The following is a 20,528-nucleotide window of genomic DNA, read 5'->3' as shown; positions in this document are numbered from 1 at the left end:
GATCATGATCTGCCGCACCGCTTCCCACAATTAGGAGACGCCGCCTAGTGGCCGCCCCCTGCGCCGTGGTGGCTCTCGGCCACCACGGGCCAGGCCACCCCGCCGCCGACCCGTTGGTCTACCCGGTCTGCGTGATCGACCCGGCGGGCTGCCTCATCCGGGGCACGGCCAAGGCGATGGTGGAAGCCGCGGACTACCTCCTGGACCAGATCGCCGGTCTCGCCGGTGCCGGCGGCGGGTTCGGCAGCGGCGGCCTCGGGTTCGACCCCACCAACGCGGCCTTCGTGGCGCACTACGCGAAGGCGTTCGGCATCGCGGTCGCCGTCATGGTCGTCATGCTCATCTGGACGTTCCTGCGCACGGCGCGCGATCCCGGGAACATGGAGGAGGCCAAGAAGTCCCTGTTCCACTACCTGCCGACCGGCGTCGTCCTGTGCGGGCTCGGACCGGCCGTCGGCGGGCTGCTCTCCACCGCGTCCAACGAGCTGACCGAGGCCGTCGTCGGCGACATCGACCTCGGCGCTCTGATGCCGGAGACCGGCGAGCTCGAGTTCTGGTCGATCGGCTGGAACCTGCTGATGGTCCTGCTCGCCTTGGCGCTGCTGATCGCGGCCTGCAGCGTGCTCGTCATGGTGCTGGTCCAGACGTTCGCGCTCTACATCACCGGGTCCGTCATGGCCATCGGGTTCATGCTGCTGATCGACCCCGGCACGCGGCCCAAGGCGCTCAAGCTGCCGTCGCTGTGGCTCGGCCTGGTGTTCGCCAAACCGCTGATGTTCTTCCTGCTCTCCCTCATGACGGGGCTGCTGGGCGAGGCGCGGTTGGACGGCAACTGGCTGATCAACATCCTGGCCATCGTGGTGGGGCTGTGCCTGGTCACGTTCGCACCGCTCACTCTCATGAAGCACGCGCCGATCCTGCCCGGCGAGGGCGGCGAGAACACCGGTGCCGAGCAGGGGCACGCACTCCAGCGGTTCGGCAGCGGGCAGATCGAGCAGGCGGCCGGGTCGGCGGAGCAGAAGGCAGGCTCGGAAGCGAAGAGCGCCGCGAAGGAACAGGCCCAACGCGCCCTGCTCACCGCGATCGCCGGGCCCGCGGGAGAGGGCATCCACCAGGCCAAGCAGGTCGCCGACAAGGTGCAGGACGCCGCCCAGTCGACCGCTTCCCGGGTGGCCGCCGAACCGGGCACGTCCGGTCCGCCGGCCAGGAACACCCCGGCGTTGTCGAGCGGCGGTTCCGCGAACAACTTCGGCGTTGGCAGTGGCGGTAGCACTGCCGGAGCCGGTCGCAGCGCCTCCAGCAGTCCTGGTGCCCCGAATGGCAGTCCCGCCGCCGGCACCAACGGCAGCTCGGGCAGTGGTTCCGCCGGCAGCACCAACGGCAGCTCGGGCAGTGGTCCCGGTGACGCCGACACCAGCGACAGCCCGCCGTTCCCACCGATCGGCGCGGAGCCTGTCCCGGAACCACCCGCCGCAGTGGACCACGGGCACGGCGGCGCGCCCGACCCGTTCAGCGCGGCGGAGCGCAACCGGGCCGCGTGGGCGATCCACTTCCAGCCGCCCGAGAAGGTGGGCAGCCGCAAGGCCAAGGCGCTGACCATCGCCAACGTGATCGCCAAGGTCGGCGCGGACATCGCCGGCAGCAAATAGCGCCCGAACACGACGCACGAAAGGTGGCACGCCATGGCCCGCACCGCTGTCCTGGGCGGCGAGGCTCACTCCCGGGGACTGCTCGGCGGTGGTCGCTCGAAGGGCGACAACCGGATCAGGTACGGGTTCGGCGCAATCGCCGTCCTCTCCTGGTACACCACCGGCGGCACGGTCGGCTTGGTCCTGGCCGCGGTCTTCGCCGCGACCGGGTTCGCGCTGACGTCGAAGCTGCTCTCGGGCAACTCGGTCGTGTCGACCATCGCGCTGAACGTGCGGTGGTGGCGCCGTTCCCGCAAGAGGCTGACCGAATTCGCCCCACCACCCGGCACCGACCGGGTGCGACCGATCCGGCGCGGGGTGAAGGCCGAGCGGGCGCGAAAACCGGTGCCGGTCCGGTCCGTCCCCGACGGCGTGGGCAGGGTCCGGGAGCTGGTCTACGAAGCGCCGGCGGGCGGCGAGGTGTCCGTGCTCGCGCACACCAACCCCGGCCGCCCGGCCTACCTCTCCGCGGTGCTCGAAGTCGACGGCCAACCCTCGGGTCTGTACGAGCAGGAGGACGTCGACGCGGCGGCCGAGCGCTTCGGCAGGCTGCTGGTCGCGTGCGGTGGCCCCACGTCGCTGATCCGCGGCATCCAGGTGGTGACCAGGGTCGTCCCCCTCGACTCGGCCGAGCACGAGCGGTTCGTCTTCGGCAACCGCTCCCCCACGGCGCCCGCGCGGCTGGTCGAGTCCTACGGCGAGCTGCTGGGGCTGGCCCGGCGTTCGGTCGAGCAGTACCGCAACTACGTCGTGGCCAGGATCCCGCTGGACGCGGGGTTCGCCGAGACGGCCCGGGAGTTCGGCGACCCGGGCTCCGGCGAAGTCCGGTGCGCCATGGTGCACCACGAGATGACCCGGCTGGCGGCACTGGCGGCCAACTGCGGCCTGCGGCCCGTCCGCCTGCTCGGTCCCCAGCGGTTGGCCGCGCTGCTGCGCAGCCTTCAGGACCCCGACCACTACATCGACGACGTGGACGGCGTCAGCTGGGAGAACTGCTGGCAGCGCTCGCGCGCCGAGCGCAAGTACGTGGTCACCAACGACAAGTGGGCCACCAGGATCGCCCGGGTGCCCGCGCACGGGGTCAGCCTCGAACCCGTGCACATGCGGTGGTTGTCCCCGCTGCTGATCGGCGTCCAGCCGTCCGTGATCCGCACCGTCAGCATGATGATCCAGCTCGAACCGGCCCGGGTCGCGCGCAAGCAGGCGCGGCAGGACGTGGCCGAGGACCGCGGCAGGCTGCTGGCCGACGCGGGCCGGGTCACCGACCTCGGGGCGGAAGGCGCGCTGACGGCGTCGCAACAACGCCTGTACGACCTGCGGGCGGGTACCGGCCACTCCGGTGTCCGGTGGGGCATGTACCTGTCGATCACCGCGCCCGAGTCGGCGATCCGGCGGGCGAGCGACGTCGTCCTGGACCGCGCGGGTGACGCGGGGCTCGTCGACCTGGCCTGGCTGGACCGGGCCCACGACCTGGCCCAGCCCACGGTGTGGCCGCTGTGGCGCGGCTTGGACTAGACCGAGAGGAACCGATCATGGCGCGCAAGAGCAGCAGGCGGCACTACGACACGCACACGCGGGAACCGTTGCCGGACACGGAGTTCACGCCCGACCCACGGCACGCGGGCGCACCGGAGCCGATGCCGCGCCCACCGGCACCGAACCTGCCGGCGCTGCGGACCGGTGAGCAGGGCAACGGTGCCCTCGTACCGGTCGGGAACGGTCGGCGGACGTCCCGCCGTGCCAAGGGAAGGCCCGAAGCCGCGCCGCTCAACCGCCGCAAGGCGCTGGACCGGCTCGGCTGCTACGACCCGCGGTACGAGGGGATCAAGAGCACCACCCGGCAGGCCGAGGCGCTCAACATCGCGATGGTGGGCTCACCGTCCAGCCCGCGCGGGCTGTTCGTCGGCCAGGACGTGGCCAGCGGGCAGATGGTGCTGCACGACGTGTTCCAGGCCTACGAGGACGGTCTCATCACCAGCCCGAACTTCGTGGTCCTCGGCGACGTGGGCAAGGGCAAGAGCTCGCTGCTCAAGACGTGGGCGGTGCTGCGGCCGCTCATCCTGGCCGGGCGGCGCGCCGTCGTCATCGACAAGAAGTTGCAGCGGTGGCCCGACGGCACGATGTCCGGTGAGAACACGATGCTGGCCCGGTTCTTCGGGCACGAGCCGATCTCGTTCGCCATCGGTGGCGGGCTGTCGTGCGTCAACCCGCTCGACCCGCGGATCTCGGCGCAGGTCGACGACCCGCTCGACGACGCGGACGGCGGACCGCCCGACCGCGACCCGCACGACCAGCGGCCGGCGGGCCAGTCGATGCTGCTGCGCGCCGTGCTCCACCGGGCGCTCGACCGCTCCTTGACGCCACGCGAGGGCAAGGCCCTGCGCGAGGCACACCGCTCCGCGTTGCGCGCGGGTCGGGAGCAGGGGCGCGAGGCGACCCTGCGGGACGTGCACCACGCGTTGCTGCACCCGGACGACGTCAGCGCGCGGCACGCCGTGACGACCGCCGACCAGCTCCGGGAATGGGGCCGTGACTCGGCCTACGAGCTCGACCGGCTGATCGAGGACGACCTGCGCGGCCTGATCGACGGACCCACGACGGCCAACGTCCGGCTCGACTCGGGCCTGACCGTGTTCGACGTGTCCCGGCTGCCCGAGGAGGGGCCCGCGCTGCCGGTGATCATGACGGTGATCAACACCTGGCTGTCCAACCTCCTCGCCAACGACCCGTCGCACACCCGGACCCACTTCCTGGTCGAGGAGGGGTGGCACCTCGTGGCCGGACCGACCGCCAAGGTGTTCCAGCGCAACTGGAAGATGGCTCGCGGCCTCGGCCTGTCCAACGGCGTCGCGCTCCACCACGTGTCCGACATCCCGCCGGACTCACCGGCGATCGCCATGCTCAAGGAAGCCGAGACCGTGTTCGTCTACGGCCAGGCCCGGCAGGACGACGCCGACGAGTGCCTGCGCCTGTTCGGCTTCCCGTCCAGCGTGCGGCAGGCCATCCGGCAGTTGCCCAAGGGCGTGTGCCTGCTGAAGGTGGGCGCGCGTCCGACGTTGATGGTGCGGCACCTGCGGTCGGACATCGAGACGCGGCTGACCAACACCGACGCCGGCATGACCGGTGCGGCGGCCCGTGAGCGGGAGGGGTGAGGTCGGTGCGGGAACCGAAGCCGAAGGGCCTGTCCTCCTCGTCCACCGGTGCCGTGGAGGGGGTGGTGATCACGCTCGCGGTCGTCGCCGCGATCCCGATCGGGGCGTACCACGGCGGCGTGCTGGTCGCCGGGAAGCTGACCGGGCACGTACCGGACATCCGGTTCGGCGACACGCTGCGGGCGTTCACCACCAACCCGGCCAACCCCGTCGCGGCGTACCCGGTCGCGGCGGGTGTGCTGCCGGCGGCGTGGCTGGTCTGGCTGCTGTTCGGGATCGGCGTGCTCATCGTCGGCGTGATCGGGATGTGGATCTGGTCGCGGGTGGGTCGTGGCGGTCGGCGCGAGGGAACCGCGGACGTCGGACGGCTGAAGCGGGTGCTCGGCGTCGAAGCGGTCCGCGAGCGCGCGGCCAGGGACCGGCCGTCGCTGGCGGGCGTGAAGAAGCTCGACCTCCGGACGGCCGCCGTCCACCTCGGCCGGGACCTGGCCGGGGGCACCGAGCTCTGGGCGAGCCACGAGGACTCGTTCTTCGTGGTCGGACCGCCCCGGTCGGGCAAGACGGTGTCCGTGTGCGTGCCCCTCGTGCTGGACGCACCGGGTGCCTTGGTCGCGTCGAGCACCAAGGCCGACCTGCTCTTGGTGGGCGGGATGCCGCGGCGGGAGCGCGGTGCGGTGCTGGTGTTCGACCCCGAGGACATCTCCGGCTGGCCGGACCGGCTGCGCTGGTCACCGGTGACCGGGTGCGGCGACCCGGCCACCGCCATCCGGCGGGCCGACGCCATCGTCGCCGCGAAACCGATGAGCGGCGGTACCAGCGGTTCGGGCAACACAGGTTTCTTCACCGAGGCCGCGGGCACCGTCCTGCGCTGCCTGCTGCACGCGGCCGCGCTGGAGGGCCGGACCATGCGCGACGTCGTGCGCTGGGCGTCGGACTTCGGTGACCTGGAGCCGTTGGACATCCTGCGCGGCCACCGCGACGCCGTCACCGAGTGGGCGGAGGACCTGCGGACCTACACCCAGGGCGCGGCGATCGAGACCACCTCCAGCCTGAAGATGACGCTGGCCGTGGTGCTGAAGTCGCTGGCGAACCCGCACGTGCTCCGGATGTGCTCCCCGCCCCCCGGTCAGGAGTTCGACGTCGAGGGGTTCATCCGGGCGGGCGGCACGATCTTCGTGATCAACTCCGGTGACGTCAGCGGGTCGACCGCCCCGCTGTGCACGGCCCTGGTGGACGACATCGTGCAAACCGGCAAGCGGCTCAGCCAGGCGACGTCGTCGGGGCGGCTGGACCCACCGCTGCGGGTCGTGCTGGACGAGGCCGCGACCGGCTGCCCGCTGCCCGGCCTGCCGACGTACCTGGCCGATTCGGGCGGGCGCGGTATCACGACGGTGGCGTGCGTGCAGACGTTCTCGCAGGCGCGTGCGCGGTGGGGCAAGGAAGAGGCCGGGCAGATCTTCGGCGCGTCGACGGTGAAGCTCGTGCTCGGCGGTGTGCCGGAGGCCGACGACCTCGAACAGCTGTCCCGCCTCACCGGTGAGCGGGACGTGCCAACGTACTCCAGTTCGCGCGGCGGCAAGGGCGGTGGCGTGACGGTGTCGCGCAGCACGCGCCGGGAGCGGGTGTTCACCCCGACGGAGATCCGCCAACTGCCGACCGGTCAGGCGCTGCTCCTCTACCGCACCCTGCCGCCGGTGGTGGTCGGCCTGCGGGCGTGGATGCACCGGCCCGACGCGGACCACGTCCGACGCGCCTCGGCCCAGGCGCGACAACTGACGGGAGGACGTCGTGACCGGGGCACCGGAGCCCGCCGCGGCCGACGACGTCGCCGGTTTGCGCGCCGACGTGGACGCGTTGAGCGAGGCCGTGGAAGTGCTGGTCGGCATCGTCGAGCGGATGAGCACCGCGGCGGGCGAGGACGACCGGGACGGGCCGAACCGCTGGGCCTGGCGCTACGCCGACGCCACCGACGCCGCCGAACTCTGGTCCGAACTGCGGGAGTTCGTGGACTGGCTCAACCAGCGGTACTCGTTGGACTCCGAGCGGCAGGTCCCGCCGTGCTGGTACCGGCACCCGGTCGCGGTCGAGGAGCTGACCGCGCTGATGGCGTCCTGGCAGTCCGTCTACTGTGGACCGGACACGGCGAGCGACGGCATGCTCGCCTGGCACGCGCAGTGGCTGTGGGGCTGCCTGGACCGCCTGCCGGACCGCTCGGGCTGGCAGCGCTGCCGCGGCGGCAGGCACTTCGACCGGGTGTCGGCGGTCCAGCGCACCGACGACGACTTCGCCGCGTTCGTGCGGGGCACCACGTCGCCGTGATGACACGGCTGCGCTGCGGAGCCCGTGAGGCCCCGCAGCGCGTCACCGCCCGGTTCAGTGTGCCGCGGCGGTGGTGAACCGGCGCTGCAAGCGCTGGCAGACGTAACCGGCGACGGCGCCGATGGCGCTGGCGGCCACCAGCGAGAGCAGGCCGGTCACCACGTCCTCGGGCCCTGCCGCGAAGAAGGCGATCAGCCCGAGGAACCAGGCCAGCATGTTGTTCACCACGGGCGCCTTGCGCAGGCCGACCGCGACGATGGCGAGGCAGAAGACGGCCAGCGGCAGGGCGCCGTGGCCGAGGGCGGGTGACAGCGCCTGCACGATGAAGTGGCCGACGATGGCCAGGCAGAAGCCGAGCCACAGGCTGACCATGGCGTGCAGGCCCTGCACCGCCGACTGGGGGCGGGTGAACCAGGCGACCCAGCCCACGAACATCGCCCAGGGTTCGAGCGACAGCGACTCGCTGCCGAACGCGGCGGCCGCGGCCACCACACCGGCGATCACGGTGAAGATGACGAAGCCGGCGCGGTCGGAGGTGTTGGGAGTGTTGGACGTCTGCTGCTGCACCACGGGTCTTGTTCCTTCCAGGAGGTGGTCCGGTCAGGTTCGGGCGGGCTTGAGCAGGTCGCCGAAGCCCAGGCGGAGCACGAAGTCCTCGCGGACCCGGCGGGCCACCTCGTTGACCTCGTCCACGCCCGAGTCGGTGAAGTCGACGACGCTGCGCAACGGCTTCTCGCCGAACGGCAGGGCGAGGATGCGCGCGATCTCGTCGGCGACGCCGACGGGACCGGCCTCGACACCGGGCACGAACAGGTTCGCGGTGGCCTCTTCGTTGCGGGCGACCAGCGGGTCGAGCACCGCGTAGGCCCGGGTGACCTCCGCGTCGGTGGCACGGGTGGCGTTCGGGAAGTGCCGGGTGCCTTGGGTGATCGCGCCGGGCATCACGATGCTGGTCTCGATGCCGAACGGGTTCGTCTCGTAGGCCGTGGTCACCGCGAGCGCGTCGAAGGCCACCTTGGACGCGACGTAGGGACCGAGGAACGGCGGCGTGGTGACACCGATCGTGCTGCCGACGTAGAGCAGCGTGCCGCGGCGGCGTTCCCGCAGGTGCGGCAGCACGGCACGGTTGACCCGGTGCGCGCCGACGGCGTTGATGTCGAGCAGGTGGGTGATGTCCTCGGCGGTGAACGCCTCGACGTAGCCCACGTACAGGTGGCCCGCGTTGTGGATGACGACGTCGATGGCGTCGGTGTCCGCCAGGACGGTGGCCACGGCGGCGTCGGCCGATTCCTGAGAGGTGACGTCGAGTGCGACGAGGCGCACGTCGAGGCCCTGGTGCCGGGCGTGGTCGAGCAGGTCGCTGGCGTGTTCGGCGTCGGCGTGTTCCGGGTCGCGCATGCTGGCGTAGACGGTGTGCCCGTCGGCGGCGAGCATCCGGGCGGTGACGTTGCCGATGCCGGTGGCGGCACCGGTGATCAGGACTGCGGACATGGTGTGCCTCGGTTCCGTGGAAGGGGCGGCGGTCAGGCCGCGCCGCCGTTGACGAAGACGGTCTGGCCGTTGACCCAGCCACTTGGTGCCGCGAGGAGGCTGACGACGTTCGCGATGTCGTCGGGCGTGCCGAGCCGTTCCATCGGGCTCAGCGCCGCGATGCGGTCGACGGTCGCATGGTCCTTGCCCTCGAAGAACAGGTCGGTCGCGGTGGGTCCCGGCGCGACGGCGTTGACGGTGACGCCGCGGCCACGCAGTTCCTTGGCCAGGATCGGGCTCAGCGCCTCGACCGCGCCCTTGCTGCTTGCGTAGGCGGCGTAGGTGGGCAGGTTCAGCCGGGTCACCGAGGTGGAGAAGGTGATGATCGCCCCTCCCGTGCGGACCCGGCGGGCGGCTTCACGGGCCACGACGAACGTGCCCCGGATGTTGGTGCGGTAGGTGCGGTCCAACTCGTCGAGGTCGAGGTCGACGACGGGCTTGAGGATCATCACGCCGGCCGCGTTGACGACGACGTCGACCCCGCCGTAGTGCTGGTCCGCGGCGTCGAACAGCGACGCGACGGCGTCCTCCTCGGCCACGTCGGCGCGGACCGCGACCGCACGGCCACCGGCCGCCTCCACCGCGTCCACGGCTTCCTTGGCCGCCACCTCGTTGCCGGCGTAGCCGATCACCACCGCCAGGCCGTCGGCGGCCAGGCGCCAGGCGACGGCACGGCCGATGCCACGAGACCCACCGGTCACGATCGCCACGCGTTCGATGTCGTGCACAACTTCTCCCCTCGGTTGCTGTCATCGCCAACGCTAGGGTGTTAGCATCGCTAATGCAACTCGCTAACAAAAATTAGTTATCACTGCGAACCCAAGGAGAGTGGTTCGGATGACCCGCACACGTCCCCTGGCCTGGAGCGCGGCCCTGGTCCTGCTGGCCGGCTGCACGACCGCACCGACCCCATCCGGCCACACACCCGCGGTCGTGACCGGGCTCGTGCCCGGACGGGTGAGCGAGGTGGCCGTGGACCTGGACATGCCGTGGGGGCTGACGTTCCTGCCGGACGGCTCGGCCCTGGTGTCCGGGCGCGCCTCGGGACAGGTCCACCGCGTCCGGACGGGGAGCGCCACACCGGAGCTGGTGGGCACCGTGCCGGGCGTGGACCTCACCGCCGAGGGCGGGCTGCTCGGGCTCGCCGCTTCACCGGACTTCGACACCGACCGCGTCGTCTACGCCTACGTCTCCACCTCGCCGACCAACCGGGTCGTCGCCCTGCGCATCGCCGAAGACCTGCGCTCACTGAGCGTCGACCGGGTCGTTCTCGACGGGATCGGGACCTCGAACCGGCACCACGGCGGCCGGCTGGCGTTCGGCCCGGACGGCAACCTGTGGATCGGCACCGGTGACGCGTTCACACCCTCCACCGCGCCGGACCGGCAGTCGCTCAACGGCAAGGTCCTGCGCATCCGGCCCGACGGTTCGATCCCGGCGGACAACCCGTTCGGCACGGCCGTCTACTCCACCGGGCACCGCAACGTCCAGGGCATCGCCTTCGGCCCGGACGGCACCGCCTACGCCGCCGAACTGGGCCTGAACCGGTGGGACGAGCTCAACGTCCTGCGGCCGGGTGCGGACTACGGCTGGCCGGCGGCGGAGGGGTCCGAGGGGACGGGCGGCGAACGTCCCGCCTTCAGCCTGGCACCGGCCGAAGCGTCACCTTCCGGCATCGCGTACGCGGGCGGCGCCGTCTGGATGGCCGGCCTGCGCGGCCAACGGCTGTGGCGACTGCCCGTGGGCGACGGCGACACCCCGGTCGCGTACTTCACCGAGGAGTACGGCCGCCTGCGCACCGTGCACACCGCACCGGACGGTTCCTTGTGGGTCACCACGTCCAACACCGACCAGGCGACCCTGGGCGGCGTCGCCGACCGCCCCGGCGACGACCGCGTGCTGCGCATCGAGTTGACCCAGCCGTGAGGCGTCCGACCAGCGAAAACGACAACACGACAGTGTTAGCATTGCCACCATGAAGCGAGACCTGACGCGGGACCGAATCGTCGAGGCCGCTTACGACCTGCTCAACCGCGAAGGCAGGGAGGCGCTGTCCACGCGGGCGGTCTGCGCCGCGTCGGGCGTCCAATCGCCGACCATCTACCGGATCTTCGGCGACAAGCAAGGCCTGCTGGACGCGGTCGCCGGCCACGGTTTCGAGGCTTACCTGGCGGGCAAGGCGGAACTCGCCGAAACCGACGACCCGGTCGAGGACCTGCGCCGAGGTTGGGACCTGCACATCGACTTCGGCACCAACAACCCGGCCCTCTACTCGCTGATCTACGGCGACGCCCGACCGGGCGTCGAGTCACCCGCCGCCCGACAGGCCTCGGCCGTGCTGGCGAAGCGGATCAAACGCATCGCCGAAGCCGGCCGCCTACGCGTCAGCGAGGACCGCGCCGCACACCTCATCCACGCCGCCGGCTGCGGCATGGTGTTCACCCTCATCTCACTGCCGCCGAAGGACCGCGACCCGGCTCTCTCAGTCATGGCCCGCGAGTCCGCGATCACCACCATCACCACCGACCACGCCCCACCACCCGCCGCCACCGACGCGGTAAGCACGGCCGTGGCCCTACGGGCGGTCGCACCAACGTTGCCAGCCCTGACCGACAACGAACGCGCCCTGCTGTCGGAATGGCTCCACCGCATCGCCACCACCTGAGTCGATCGGTCCGGGGTCGCCGACGAGCGCGGGGCCGACCGTGCCCGGGGCGGGTGCAACCACCACGCACTTCCCCTCACAAAAGGAGGGCTTCGTGTCATCCCGCCGACCTGGCGCAGCCCTACCGCACGTGTCAAGGGGGCCCTCTCGGCATGACCGGCTCGTCGGGCTGGAACTGCCCCCTTGACGCGTGTGGTAGCCCGGACTGAGGTCGGTGGGATGACACGAAACCCGGCCCACGACGCAACAGGACATCCCCGACGGAACAAGACCGAGACGGGACGAACGGGAGGTCATCCTGCTGATCTGCCCGTCCGGCGAGGACTCTTTCATCTCTTGATCTTTCACTCACTCATACGACCTCGCCTGCAACGCAAACAACTCCGCGTACAGACCACCTCGCCCAACGAGCGTGCCGTGGTCCCCGATCTCCACCACCCGCCCATCCCCCACCACGATGATCAGATCAGCCATGCGCACCGTGGAAAACCGGTGTGACACAAAAACAGTGATCCCACCCGTCCGAGCGGCAACCCGCTTCGCGTGCTCGGCATACCGCTGGAACAACACGTGCTCCGCCTCGGGATCCAACGCCGACGTCGGCTCGTCCAAGACGAGCAGCAGCGGCGCCTCCCGCATCATCGCCCGACCGAGCGCCAACTTCTGCCACTGACCACCGGACAACTCCGCGCCGTCCGCGTAACTCTTGCCGAGCCGCGTGCGCAGCCCCTCGGGCAACTCGTCCACCACACCGGCAGCGTCAGCCCGGTCCAACGCCGCGCGGACAGCCGGCTCGGACGACACCCTCGGCAGATCACCGAGCCCGACCACCTGCTGTGCCGCGAACTCGTACCGGACGAAGTCCTGGAACCCGGCCGCTATCCGGGCGCGCCACTCCTCGATCGGCATCCCCCACAGGTCCACCCCGTCGACCAGGATCCGCCCCTCCGACGGCCGGTAGAACCCGCAGAGCAACTTGACCAGGGTCGACTTGCCCGCACCGTTCTCCCCGACAATCGCGACCGTGGCACCGGCCGGCAGGTGCAGGTCGACCTCCCGCAGCACCGCGACGTCCGTGCCCGGATACGTGAACGCCACCCCGTCCAACGAGATGCCGTCGTTCAGCCGCCGTGGCGGCGAGTGGGTAGCGGGAGCCTGATCGGGGCCGATCGCCCACGCCGCCGCCTCGGTGAGCCGCCGATACGCGCCCGCCATCCGCTGCAAGTCCTGCAAGAGGGTGACAGCCGTGGCGACCTGCTGGTTGACCTGAGCGGCGAGCACGATCACCAGCACGACGTCACCGACCCCACGCCTGCCCGCGATCGCGTCACGCACCACGAGCAGCACACCCGCGATGTACGCCAGCGCGAACACGACCTGCCCCGCCGCACGGATCCACGTCGCGGTCAGGTGCGCCCGCCACAGTCCTCGCGTCGCCTTGTCCCACAACGCGTGGTGCCGAGCGCGCAGCTCGTCCCGCACCCCGGACACCCGCAGCTCACCGGCCAAGCGGGCGGACGTGGCCAGGTGGAACAGGTTGAGCGCGGTCCTGGTCGGCTCGGCCGTCGCGGTCCTGGCCCGGTCCAGCACCCGCTCGGCCACGCGGCCGGCCAGCAGCGGTGGCACCGCGGCGACGGGCAGCAACAACAGCCACGGGTTCTGCACCGCCAGCAGCACTGCGGTGAGCACCACGGCGAGGACCAGGCCGACACCGTTGAGCAGCGCTTCCAGGCCGGTCCGGAACTGCCTGCCCTCCTGCCGCAGCACGGTCCACGTGTCGGCGTGCTCGGCGCGCTCGTGGTGCTCGATGCCCGCCGAACCGTTCGACACCTCGATCACGCGCTCGTCGAAGTCCAGTTCGGCCAGCTCGGACAGCTCGTAGTAGGCCAGGTGGGCGAAGTGCCCGAGGGCCAGCACCAGCACCGCCAGCACGGCGACGGACACGCCCGCGAGCACCGCGTGCCCGACCGAGCCCGCCACGACCTCGCGGGTCATCCAGCCGAGCGCCGCCGCCAGCAGCGGGGCGGCCACGGCACCGGCCGTCATCAGGACCACGGCCAGCGCGGTCTTGCGCGGGTTCAACCGCCACGCCGTGGCGATCATGGTCCACGCGCCGGTCAGCAGGACCTTCACCGGACCGACCCTTCCACCACGTCCACGAACCGGTCCGCCTGCAACCGGAACAGTTCCGCGTAACGACCGTCTCGGGTGAGCAGCTCCGCGTGGCTGCCCTGCTCGGTGACGCGGCCGTGCTCCAGGACGACGATGAGGTCGGCGTGCCGCACGGTCGAGAACCGGTGCGAGATCAGCAGGGTGGTGGCGCCCTCGGCGAGACCGGTGAACTGCTCGAAGAAACCGGTCTCGGCGCGCACGTCCAGGCTCGCGGTCGGTTCGTCCAGCACCACGATCCGCGAACCGTGGCGCAGCGCGAACAACGCCCGCGCCAGCGCGATCCGCTGCCACTGCCCGCCGGACAGCTCCGCGCCGTCGGTGAGGTGACGTGCCAGCGGCGTGTCCAGCCCGCGGGGCAGGCGGGCGACGGCCTCGCCGAGACCGACCGAGTCGACCACCTCCCGGATGCCCTCGCGGTCGTCCAGGAAGCCGACCGCACCGAGCCCGACGTTGTCCGCGACCGACGACTCGTACCGCACGAAGTCCTGGAAGATCACGCTGAGCCGGGCGCGCCATGCCTCGACCGGGAACGCGCGGATGTCGACGCCGTCCAGCGTGATCCGGCCCGCCGTCGGCTCGTAGAGCCTGGCCAGCAGCTTGACCAGGGTGGTCTTGCCGGCGCCGTTGACGCCGACGAGGGCCGTGCAGCGGCCGACGGGAATGGTCAGGTCCAGCCCGTCGAAGATCATCCGACGCTGACCGGGGTAGCGGAAGCCGACCTGCTCGAACCGGAGCGTTGCCACCGGCTCCGGAACCGGGCGCTCCTCGCGGGCATCGACGTGCTCGACCTGCTCCGCGTGCTCGACGCGCTCGACCTGCTCCGCGTGCTCGACGTGCTCGACGTGCTCGGCGAACCGCCGCACCGCATCGTAGGCACGCATGCCGATCGCGGTCGGCAGGTCCGCCTCCGGGTAGTGCTCGGCCAGCCGCAGCAGGCTCAGCGTCGCCGTCGCGACCAGGACGAACCCGGTCAGCGTCAACTCCCGCGCCGTCGCCCCGACCACCGCGAACACCACCCCGGTGACCGCGAGCCCCACGACCGAGAACCGCACGAACGGCCACAGGTAGATGCCACGACGCTCGGCCCAGAGGGGTGCCAGGAAGCGGAGGTAGGTGTCCCGCAGGCGTTGCCGCAGCCACCCGGCCAGCCCGAAGACCCTGATCTCCTTGCCCGCGGCGGCACCACCGGCCAGGTCGCGCAGGTAGTCGATCTCACGCTGGTCGGCGGCGAGCGAGGACCGCGTCCCGGCGTACCGGCGCAGCCCGCCGCGCTGGCCGTGCCGGAACAACAGCACGGTGACGACCAGCGCCGCCGACGCGGGCCAGGAGAACACCACGCCGACCGCGACCGCGTGGCCGGTCAGCTCGGTGTACCGCGCGATCAGCGCGAGCAGGCCGGTGGCCGCCCGGCCCGGGCTCTGCACCCCGAACTCCACCTCGCGTGCGGCGGTGCGCAGCGCGTCGAGGGCGCGCTGGTCCTCCAGCGGGCCGAGGCCGGTGCTGCGCAGCGACGCGGCCATCAGCTCGTCGAACACCCGGCCGTCGATCCGGCGCGTCACCAGCTCGCCCATGGCCCGTTCCCCGGGCGAGATCAGCTGCCGGGCGACGAACGCACCGGCCGCGACGCCGAACACCGCGACCAACGAGTCCCACGCACCGGAGCCCAGCCCTCCGTCAACAGCCGCCGGCACCCGGCCGAGCACCATCGCCGTCGCCACGGTGAACACCACCGGGAGGCAGCCGAGCAGCAGGTTCACCGCGACCATGGCGGCCACCAGCGGACCGCCGGCGTGCGGGAGCAGGCCGACGATGTCCCGTCGTGCCGCGAACTGCTCTCGCGCCGTGCCGATCCAGGAGCGGTGCCTCATGCCCGCGTCAGGTAGTCGGCGCAGTCGGGCAGCCCGCGTTCCTCGATGACGTCGTTGAACGCCGAGAAGCGGATCGCGGGCACCTCGGTCAGCAGCCGGGTGATCGGCGTGCCGTACTTCTCCGCGATGTAGCGGTAGTTCTCGTGGGCCGACCGGGTGTTGTCGCCTTGGTCCTTCTCGTGCGGGTAGTGCAGGGAACCGGCCTCGCGGATCACGCCGAACCGGGCGCCGTCGCGGTGCAGCCGGTAGGCGAGGTCGAGGTCTTCCCCGCCCCACTGCCGGAACTCCTCGTCGTACATGCCGATCGCGCGCACCTGCTCCGTCCGCGCCGAGGCGTGGCAGGTCCAGTACATCAGCCACGGTGCGGGGAGGTGGGCGAAGTCGTCGGCGTACCGCTGGTAGAACGGTTCGCGCACGTCCGGCCACGACTGCGTCCGGGCCAGCGCCGCGATGGTCGAGTCGACGTCGTCGACGTCCACGAACTCGCGGATGAGCCGGGCGTCTTCGTTGTCGAGGTTGAAGCAGTAGACATATCCGTTGAGGGCCAACGGTTCCGCGGTGGCGTCGTGCGCGGTCACGTGCGCGCTCAGGCTCTTGGAGTGCAACAGCACACCGGAGTCCACGAAGACGGAGATGTCACCCCTGGCGTTCCGGATGCCGACGTTGCGCGCCCGGGCGACCCGGAAGCCCTCGTCGGGCTGGTAGAAGTACCGCAGGTCGAGCCGGTCCTCGAACCCCCGCACCGCGACCGCCGTGTCGTCGCTGGAGCCGTCGTCGACGACCAGCACCTCGAACCGGTCCCGGGGCAGGTCCTGCTCGGCGAGCGAGTCGAGCGTGAGTTCGAGTAATCGTCTCCTGTTGTAGGTCGGCACGATGACCGTACAACGCAGTGGGCTACCCACGAGAGGCTCTCCTTCAGAGGTCCCCGCCGAGGTCAGGGATCCGGTGAGGCCAAGCGAAGATCCAGTCGACCGGGTGGTTCCCTGGTGGTTCCCCGCCGATGACCGCGCAAGTCTGCCGAGGCTCGCTCGCGTTGGTCAACACCACGAACGAAGTCGCGCGACGGGTGATCGTCACTGTCGGTGATCACGGCCGGTCGGCCGTGCCGGGTGGCTCCTTGACACCCGACCCCGCCCGCACGAGCATTCGTGCCCACGGTGCCGTGTCGGCCCGGGTGTTCGAGGAGGTCCGCGTGCGGTTGTCGTCGGCGCAGGTGTTCCAGCAGATCGCCTCGCCCCGGCCACCCTCCGGATCACGGGTGGTCATGCGGCGCGCGGTGGTGCTCGGGGGGAGCATCGCGGGGTTGATGGCGGCACGGGTGCTCAGCGACCACGCCGACGAGGTGCTCGTGGTCGAGCGTGACGTGTCCGATGTGGATGACGGGCCGCGGGCCGGTGTGCCACAGGGCAGTCAGGTGCACGCGTTGCTGCCGGCCGGTGCGGTGCAGTTGGAGCGGTGGTTCCCGGGTTTCGCCGAGGAGGCGATCGGGGGCAGTGCGGTCGTGCCGCCCAAGGACGGGTCGCGCGACGGGTTCTACCTCAACGGGCAGCCGCGCCTGGCGCCGCCGGTGGCGCAGGACTGGCCGGTGTTGATCACCACCCGGCCGTACCTGGAGGCGAAGGTGCGCCACCGGACGCTCGCGGTGGACAACGTGCGGCTCGTCGCCGGTCGGGCCGACGGCCTGGTGTTCGACGGCGCACGGGTGACCGGCGTCCGGTACGTCCCGGAGGGCGGTACCGAGGCCGTCACCGCGACGGCGGACTTCGTGGTGGACGCGATGGGCCGGTCGAGCCGGGTGAGCGACTGGCTGGAGGCCGCCGGGTGGCCGCGCCCGCCGCTGCGCCGGATGCCGATCAAGCTCAACTACGCCACCGCGATGTTCGCCTACGACGAGGCGATCAGCGACCAGTGGAGCGTGATCGCGCAGGTCAGCCCGGACGACGGGCGCCCGGCGCGGATCGGCGGCGTGCTCCGGGTCGAGGGCGACCGCTGGATCATGCTCATCGCGGGCTACGGCGACGACCGGCCCGGCCGGGACGCCGCCGACTACATCGCCCGGTGCCGCAACGACTTCCCGGCCGTCTTCGGCGACATCGCCGAGCGGGGCCGGATGCTCGGCGACGTGGTCACCTACCACCAGGCCGACAGCAGGCGGCGGGACTTCCACGAGCTGGACCGGCTGCCGGCCGGGCTGGCCGTCGCCGGTGACGCGATCGCCTCGTTCAACCCCGTGTACGGCCAGGGCATGACCTCCGCCGCACTGCACGCGTCGTGCCTGTCGACCTACCTCCGCTCGGACCCCCGGCTGGACGAACCGGCGCGGGCCTACTTCGACCGGGTCGCGGTCGTGGTGGACGCGGCGTGGCAGGTGTCGACGTTCGCGGACCTGGAGCTGCCGCACGTGGACGGCCCCTACCCGCGCGGTTACCGGCTGATCAGGTGGTTCAGCGGCCAGGTGTTCAAGGCCTCGATGACCGACGCCGTCACCAACGACCGGCTGGCCCGCATCACCACCATGCTCGCCCACCCGCAGCGGCTGGCCAGGCCGAGCACGATCCTGCGCGCGGTCCGGGTCAACCTCCTCCCGGCCTCGACCAGGCGCTGACCGGCGGTCCGCTCCGCGGCGCGCGTCCTGTAACGGGATCGCGGGATCCCGGCAACCATGTGGTGTGAGCGAGACAATGGCAAGCGCGGTGGCGGACCACGTGGAGCCACTCCAGCACCCACCGCCCGGGAAGCGAACCGGTGCCGCGGCCGAGTTCGAGAAGGTCTACCGGGCCCATGTCGGCATGGTCACCGCCTACTTCGCCCGGCGCAGCGCGGAACCGCAGACGGTGGCCGACCTGACCGCGGACACGTTCGTCCGGGCCATCACGTCGTTCGCGACCTACGACCCGGTCAAGGGCAGCGCCCGGGTTTGGTTGATCGGCATCGCGAGCCGGGTGTTCGCCGCGCACTGCGAGGCGCACGCCCAGCGCAGTGACGGCGTGCGGCGCATCGCCGGACTGCGGACCCTCGACGCCGACGCGGTGGACGACCTGGTCGACCGGATCGACGCCGAGAAGGCGGCGGGGGCGCTGCTCGCCAGACTGGCCGAACTGCCCCGGCTCGACCGCGAGGTCGTGGAGCTGGTGGATCTCGACGGCCTCAGCCCGAAGGAAGCCGCCGAGGCGCTGGGTGTCTCGGCGGGCGCGGTGCGCATCCGACTGTTCCGGGCCCGCACGAAACTCAGGACGACAGGGGTGGAACGATGATGGCCAAGTTCGAGGACCAGCTCTTCGAGGACCTGATGCGCAGCCACGGGTCCGCGCTGGACACCGTGCCGGAACGCCCGGCGAGCGGACGGCGCGGCGTCGGCCGGGTGGTGGGCATCGGCGGCACGGCGCTGGGCGTGGCGGGCGTGATCGCGCTGACCGGCACGGTGCTCACCGGCGGTGGCCCCGCGGCCTACGCGGTCACCAAGGGGCCCGACGGCGTGGTGACGGTGTCGATCAGCGACATCACCGGCGTGACCGGCGCGAACGAGGAACTGCGCCGGCTGGGTGTGCGCGCGGTCGCGGTCCCGATGCGGGACGGGTGCGTCGACCTGGCCGACCTGCCGACCGACACCGGGAGCGAGGGCACAGTGGGGTCCGCGACGATGGATTCGGTCGGGGAGGGTGGTGGCTCGATGACGTTCGACGCCGACGCCATCCCCGGGGGTGACACGCTGTTGCTGGCGGCGACGCAGTCGTCGACCAGCGTCTCCCTGGCCGCCGCGCTGATCAAGGGTCCCGCGCCGGAGTGCGTGAGCGTGCCGGCCCCGCTCGTGCGCGACCCGGCGGATCCGCGGCAGGGTCAGGAGGTCCGACCGGCGGAACCCTCGGCAGCCACCGGGAGCACCGTTCAGGAGGGTGGCAGGTGAGCAGCTGACCCTGTCCCGAACGCCCTGGGAAGCGCTTCGTCGCGCCCCAGGGCGTTCCGGGGTGCTGGGGAGAGTACGCGCGCCCCAGGCCTGCTATTCGGCGATCTTCGTCCGGCCGCACCACGCGAACACCGGCAGTTCCAGGTCGTCGACGGTGCGCGATTCACCATTCGCGCGGAAGTGCTCGTAGCCGTTGCCGGCCGGTACCTTGACCTTGTCGGCGAGATCGGTGACGTAACGGATCCGGTCGTCCTCGCGCAGTTGCTCGGGACCACCGACCAACACGACTTTGATCTTGTTCACGGGTTCTCCCCCGAGATCAACCTCCTGGACAACGTCCAGGCTTCCCGGACCACTCTGGCGGACGGCCAGGTCACGGCCGGTAATCGTGCGCTCACCCTGAGGGCGTGAGAACAGCATTACCCGAGGGTGGGGGGATGGCGGACAGCGCCGACTACATTCGGGTCATCCCGACCGAAACCACGTCCTTTGTGGATCGTGGTCGGCGCGCCGTGCCGACCACGCCAGACGAGGGGATCGCAGGAGATGTCCGAGAAGGTGCACGTCATCCACCAGGGGATCGACCGGGCAGACCCGGCCAAAGCACCGCCGGGCCAGGTGGCGCCCTCGGACCTGCGCTCGATCATGGGCCGGTTCGCCACCGGGGTCGTGGTCATCACGGTGGGTGGCGAGCACATCCACGGCATGACCGCCAACACGTTCGGCTCGGTCTCGCTCGACCCTCCGCTGGTGCAGTGCTGCATCGCGCACACCGCGGTCATGCACGGCGCGCTCAGCGCCGCGGGCCGGTTCGGGGTGTCGGTCATGGGCGCCGAGCAGGAGTCGGTGGTCCGCTACTTCGCCGACCGGGCCCGGCCGCTGGGCGAGGCGCAGTTCGACGTCGTGGACTCCTCCCCCGGCCCGCACACCGGCGCTCCCCTGCTGATCGGCGCGCTGGCGTGGCTGGAGTGCGAGGTGGTGGAGGCGCACGTGGCGGGCGACCACTCGCTGTTCGTGGGCCGCGTGCTGTCCTGCGAGCCCGGTGACGACGACGGCGCGCTGCTGTTCTACCGGGGCCGTTTCCACCGGGTGGTCACCGGATGAGCACGTCGGAACTGGACTTCGCGTCCGTCCGGATCGAACCGGAGGAACCGGCCGGGCGGTCGATGGCGGGGTTGCGTGAGGAGCACGGCCGGTTGCGGTCGCGGATCGCGGCCGGGCGGCCCGAGG

17 protein-coding genes are annotated in these 20,528 nt (G+C 71.4%); 10 read left to right on the top strand and 7 right to left on the bottom strand.

Going from position 1 to position 20,528, the window contains the following annotated elements:
* The first annotated feature begins 47 nt into the window (after positions 1 to 47).
* From A6A25_RS37170 to A6A25_RS37155, 4 genes are read left to right on the top strand one after another with little or no spacing between them, the layout of a single operon-like run.
* Positions 48 to 1,649, top strand: coding sequence for a hypothetical protein (locus A6A25_RS37170; RefSeq protein WP_073898444.1), 1,602 nt, complete (start codon positions 48 to 50; stop codon positions 1,647 to 1,649).
* A 33-nt stretch (positions 1,650 to 1,682) separates the two neighbouring features.
* On the top strand, positions 1,683 to 3,203 hold the full coding sequence (locus A6A25_RS37165; protein WP_073898442.1) for an SCO6880 family protein: 1,521 nt from the start codon (positions 1,683 to 1,685) through the stop codon (positions 3,201 to 3,203).
* Positions 3,204 to 3,220: 17 nt separating this feature from the next.
* Positions 3,221 to 4,840, top strand: coding sequence for a hypothetical protein (locus A6A25_RS37160; protein WP_083668970.1), 1,620 nt, complete (start codon positions 3,221 to 3,223; stop codon positions 4,838 to 4,840).
* A 5-nt stretch (positions 4,841 to 4,845) separates the two neighbouring features.
* On the top strand, positions 4,846 to 7,236 hold the full coding sequence (locus A6A25_RS37155; protein WP_143193665.1) for a type IV secretory system conjugative DNA transfer family protein: 2,391 nt from the start codon (positions 4,846 to 4,848) through the stop codon (positions 7,234 to 7,236).
* Here the strand turns inward: A6A25_RS37155 and A6A25_RS37150 are convergent.
* The 3 genes from A6A25_RS37150 to A6A25_RS37140 are packed head-to-tail and all read right to left on the bottom strand — an operon-like array spanning position 7,214 to position 9,408.
* Positions 7,214 to 7,729, bottom strand: a complete 516-nt coding sequence (locus A6A25_RS37150; protein ID WP_198932993.1) for a DUF1097 domain-containing protein — start codon at positions 7,727 to 7,729, stop codon at positions 7,214 to 7,216. The two genes, A6A25_RS37155 and A6A25_RS37150, sit on opposite strands and share 23 nt — an antisense overlap.
* Before the next feature lie 30 nt (positions 7,730 to 7,759).
* Positions 7,760 to 8,650, bottom strand: a complete 891-nt coding sequence (locus A6A25_RS37145; RefSeq protein ID WP_073898438.1) for an SDR family NAD(P)-dependent oxidoreductase — start codon at positions 8,648 to 8,650, stop codon at positions 7,760 to 7,762.
* 32 nt (positions 8,651 to 8,682) lie between these two features.
* On the bottom strand, positions 8,683 to 9,408 hold the full coding sequence (locus A6A25_RS37140; RefSeq protein ID WP_198932995.1) for an SDR family oxidoreductase: 726 nt from the start codon (positions 9,406 to 9,408) through the stop codon (positions 8,683 to 8,685).
* Between the two features lie 118 nt (positions 9,409 to 9,526).
* On the opposite strand from A6A25_RS37140, the gene A6A25_RS37135 reads away from it, so the two are divergent.
* Positions 9,527 to 10,615, top strand: coding sequence for a PQQ-dependent sugar dehydrogenase (locus A6A25_RS37135; protein WP_073898434.1), 1,089 nt, complete (start codon positions 9,527 to 9,529; stop codon positions 10,613 to 10,615).
* 49 nt (positions 10,616 to 10,664) lie between these two features.
* A complete protein-coding gene (locus tag A6A25_RS37130; RefSeq protein ID WP_073898432.1) occupies positions 10,665 to 11,354 on the top strand; it encodes a TetR/AcrR family transcriptional regulator in 690 nt (229 codons plus the stop codon).
* A 348-nt stretch (positions 11,355 to 11,702) separates the two neighbouring features.
* Here the strand turns inward: A6A25_RS37130 and A6A25_RS37125 are convergent, their stop codons facing one another.
* From A6A25_RS37125 to A6A25_RS37115, 3 genes are read right to left on the bottom strand one after another with little or no spacing between them, the layout of a single operon-like run.
* Positions 11,703 to 13,487, bottom strand: coding sequence for an ABC transporter ATP-binding protein (locus tag A6A25_RS37125; protein WP_073898430.1), 1,785 nt, complete (start codon positions 13,485 to 13,487; stop codon positions 11,703 to 11,705).
* Complete coding sequence (locus A6A25_RS37120) at positions 13,484 to 15,394, bottom strand: ABC transporter ATP-binding protein (protein ID WP_073898428.1); 1,911 nt, start codon at positions 15,392 to 15,394, stop codon at positions 13,484 to 13,486. The genes A6A25_RS37125 and A6A25_RS37120 overlap by 4 nt, the downstream gene beginning before the upstream one ends.
* Positions 15,391 to 16,296 (bottom strand): glycosyltransferase, encoded by a 906-nt coding sequence (locus tag A6A25_RS37115; RefSeq protein WP_073898426.1) that lies wholly within the window; start codon positions 16,294 to 16,296, stop codon positions 15,391 to 15,393. Before A6A25_RS37115 ends, A6A25_RS37120 begins: the two co-directional genes overlap by 4 nt.
* A gap of 98 nt (positions 16,297 to 16,394) precedes the next feature.
* Between A6A25_RS37115 and A6A25_RS37110 the strand changes: the two genes are divergently transcribed.
* The 3 genes from A6A25_RS37110 (at position 16,395) to A6A25_RS37100 (ending at position 19,298) form a co-directional block, all read left to right on the top strand.
* A complete protein-coding gene (locus A6A25_RS37110) occupies positions 16,395 to 17,999 on the top strand; it encodes an FAD-dependent oxidoreductase (protein WP_198932992.1) in 1,605 nt (534 codons plus the stop codon).
* Positions 18,000 to 18,075: 76 nt separating this feature from the next.
* Complete coding sequence (locus tag A6A25_RS37105; RefSeq protein WP_083668969.1) at positions 18,076 to 18,648, top strand: RNA polymerase sigma factor; 573 nt, start codon at positions 18,076 to 18,078, stop codon at positions 18,646 to 18,648.
* On the top strand, positions 18,648 to 19,298 hold the full coding sequence (locus A6A25_RS37100; protein ID WP_073898424.1) for a hypothetical protein: 651 nt from the start codon (positions 18,648 to 18,650) through the stop codon (positions 19,296 to 19,298). The genes A6A25_RS37105 and A6A25_RS37100 overlap by 1 nt, the downstream gene beginning before the upstream one ends.
* Before the next feature lie 93 nt (positions 19,299 to 19,391).
* On the opposite strand, the gene A6A25_RS46065 is transcribed toward A6A25_RS37100, so the two are convergent.
* Entirely contained in the window at positions 19,392 to 19,718 is a 327-nt protein-coding gene (locus A6A25_RS46065; RefSeq protein ID WP_241829116.1) for a DUF5988 family protein, read from the bottom strand.
* 126 nt (positions 19,719 to 19,844) lie between these two features.
* Between A6A25_RS46065 and A6A25_RS37090 the strand changes: the two genes are divergently transcribed.
* The gene (locus A6A25_RS37090) at positions 19,845 to 20,402 is read left to right on the top strand and encodes a flavin reductase family protein (RefSeq protein ID WP_073898420.1); all 558 of its coding nucleotides are present in this window, start codon (positions 19,845 to 19,847) and stop codon (positions 20,400 to 20,402) included.
* Positions 20,403 to 20,528 lie beyond the last annotated feature (126 nt).

The organism is Saccharothrix sp. CB00851 (assembly GCF_001905065.1).
GTDB lineage: Bacteria > Actinomycetota > Actinomycetes > Mycobacteriales > Pseudonocardiaceae > Actinosynnema.
Note: the sequence above shows the minus strand (reverse complement) of the source record. Positions and strands in the feature narration are given on the sequence as shown.

Coding starts and splice junctions, on each gene's coding strand:
- A6A25_RS37100 (WP_073898424.1), top strand. CDS start 18,648: ATGGCCAAGTTCGAGGACCAGCTCTTCGAGGACCTGATGCGCAGCCAC.
- A6A25_RS37110 (WP_198932992.1), top strand. CDS start 16,395: ATGACCGCGCAAGTCTGCCGAGGCTCGCTCGCGTTGGTCAACACCACG.
- A6A25_RS37145 (WP_073898438.1), bottom strand. CDS start 8,650: ATGTCCGCAGTCCTGATCACCGGTGCCGCCACCGGCATCGGCAACGTC.
- A6A25_RS37165 (WP_073898442.1), top strand. CDS start 1,683: ATGGCCCGCACCGCTGTCCTGGGCGGCGAGGCTCACTCCCGGGGACTG.
- A6A25_RS37120 (WP_073898428.1), bottom strand. CDS start 15,394: ATGAGGCACCGCTCCTGGATCGGCACGGCGCGAGAGCAGTTCGCGGCA.
- A6A25_RS37160 (WP_083668970.1), top strand. CDS start 3,221: ATGGCGCGCAAGAGCAGCAGGCGGCACTACGACACGCACACGCGGGAA.
- A6A25_RS37090 (WP_073898420.1), top strand. CDS start 19,845: ATGTCCGAGAAGGTGCACGTCATCCACCAGGGGATCGACCGGGCAGAC.
- A6A25_RS37135 (WP_073898434.1), top strand. CDS start 9,527: ATGACCCGCACACGTCCCCTGGCCTGGAGCGCGGCCCTGGTCCTGCTG.
- A6A25_RS46065 (WP_241829116.1), bottom strand. CDS start 19,718: ATGCTGTTCTCACGCCCTCAGGGTGAGCGCACGATTACCGGCCGTGAC.
- A6A25_RS37105 (WP_083668969.1), top strand. CDS start 18,076: ATGGCAAGCGCGGTGGCGGACCACGTGGAGCCACTCCAGCACCCACCG.
- A6A25_RS37130 (WP_073898432.1), top strand. CDS start 10,665: ATGAAGCGAGACCTGACGCGGGACCGAATCGTCGAGGCCGCTTACGAC.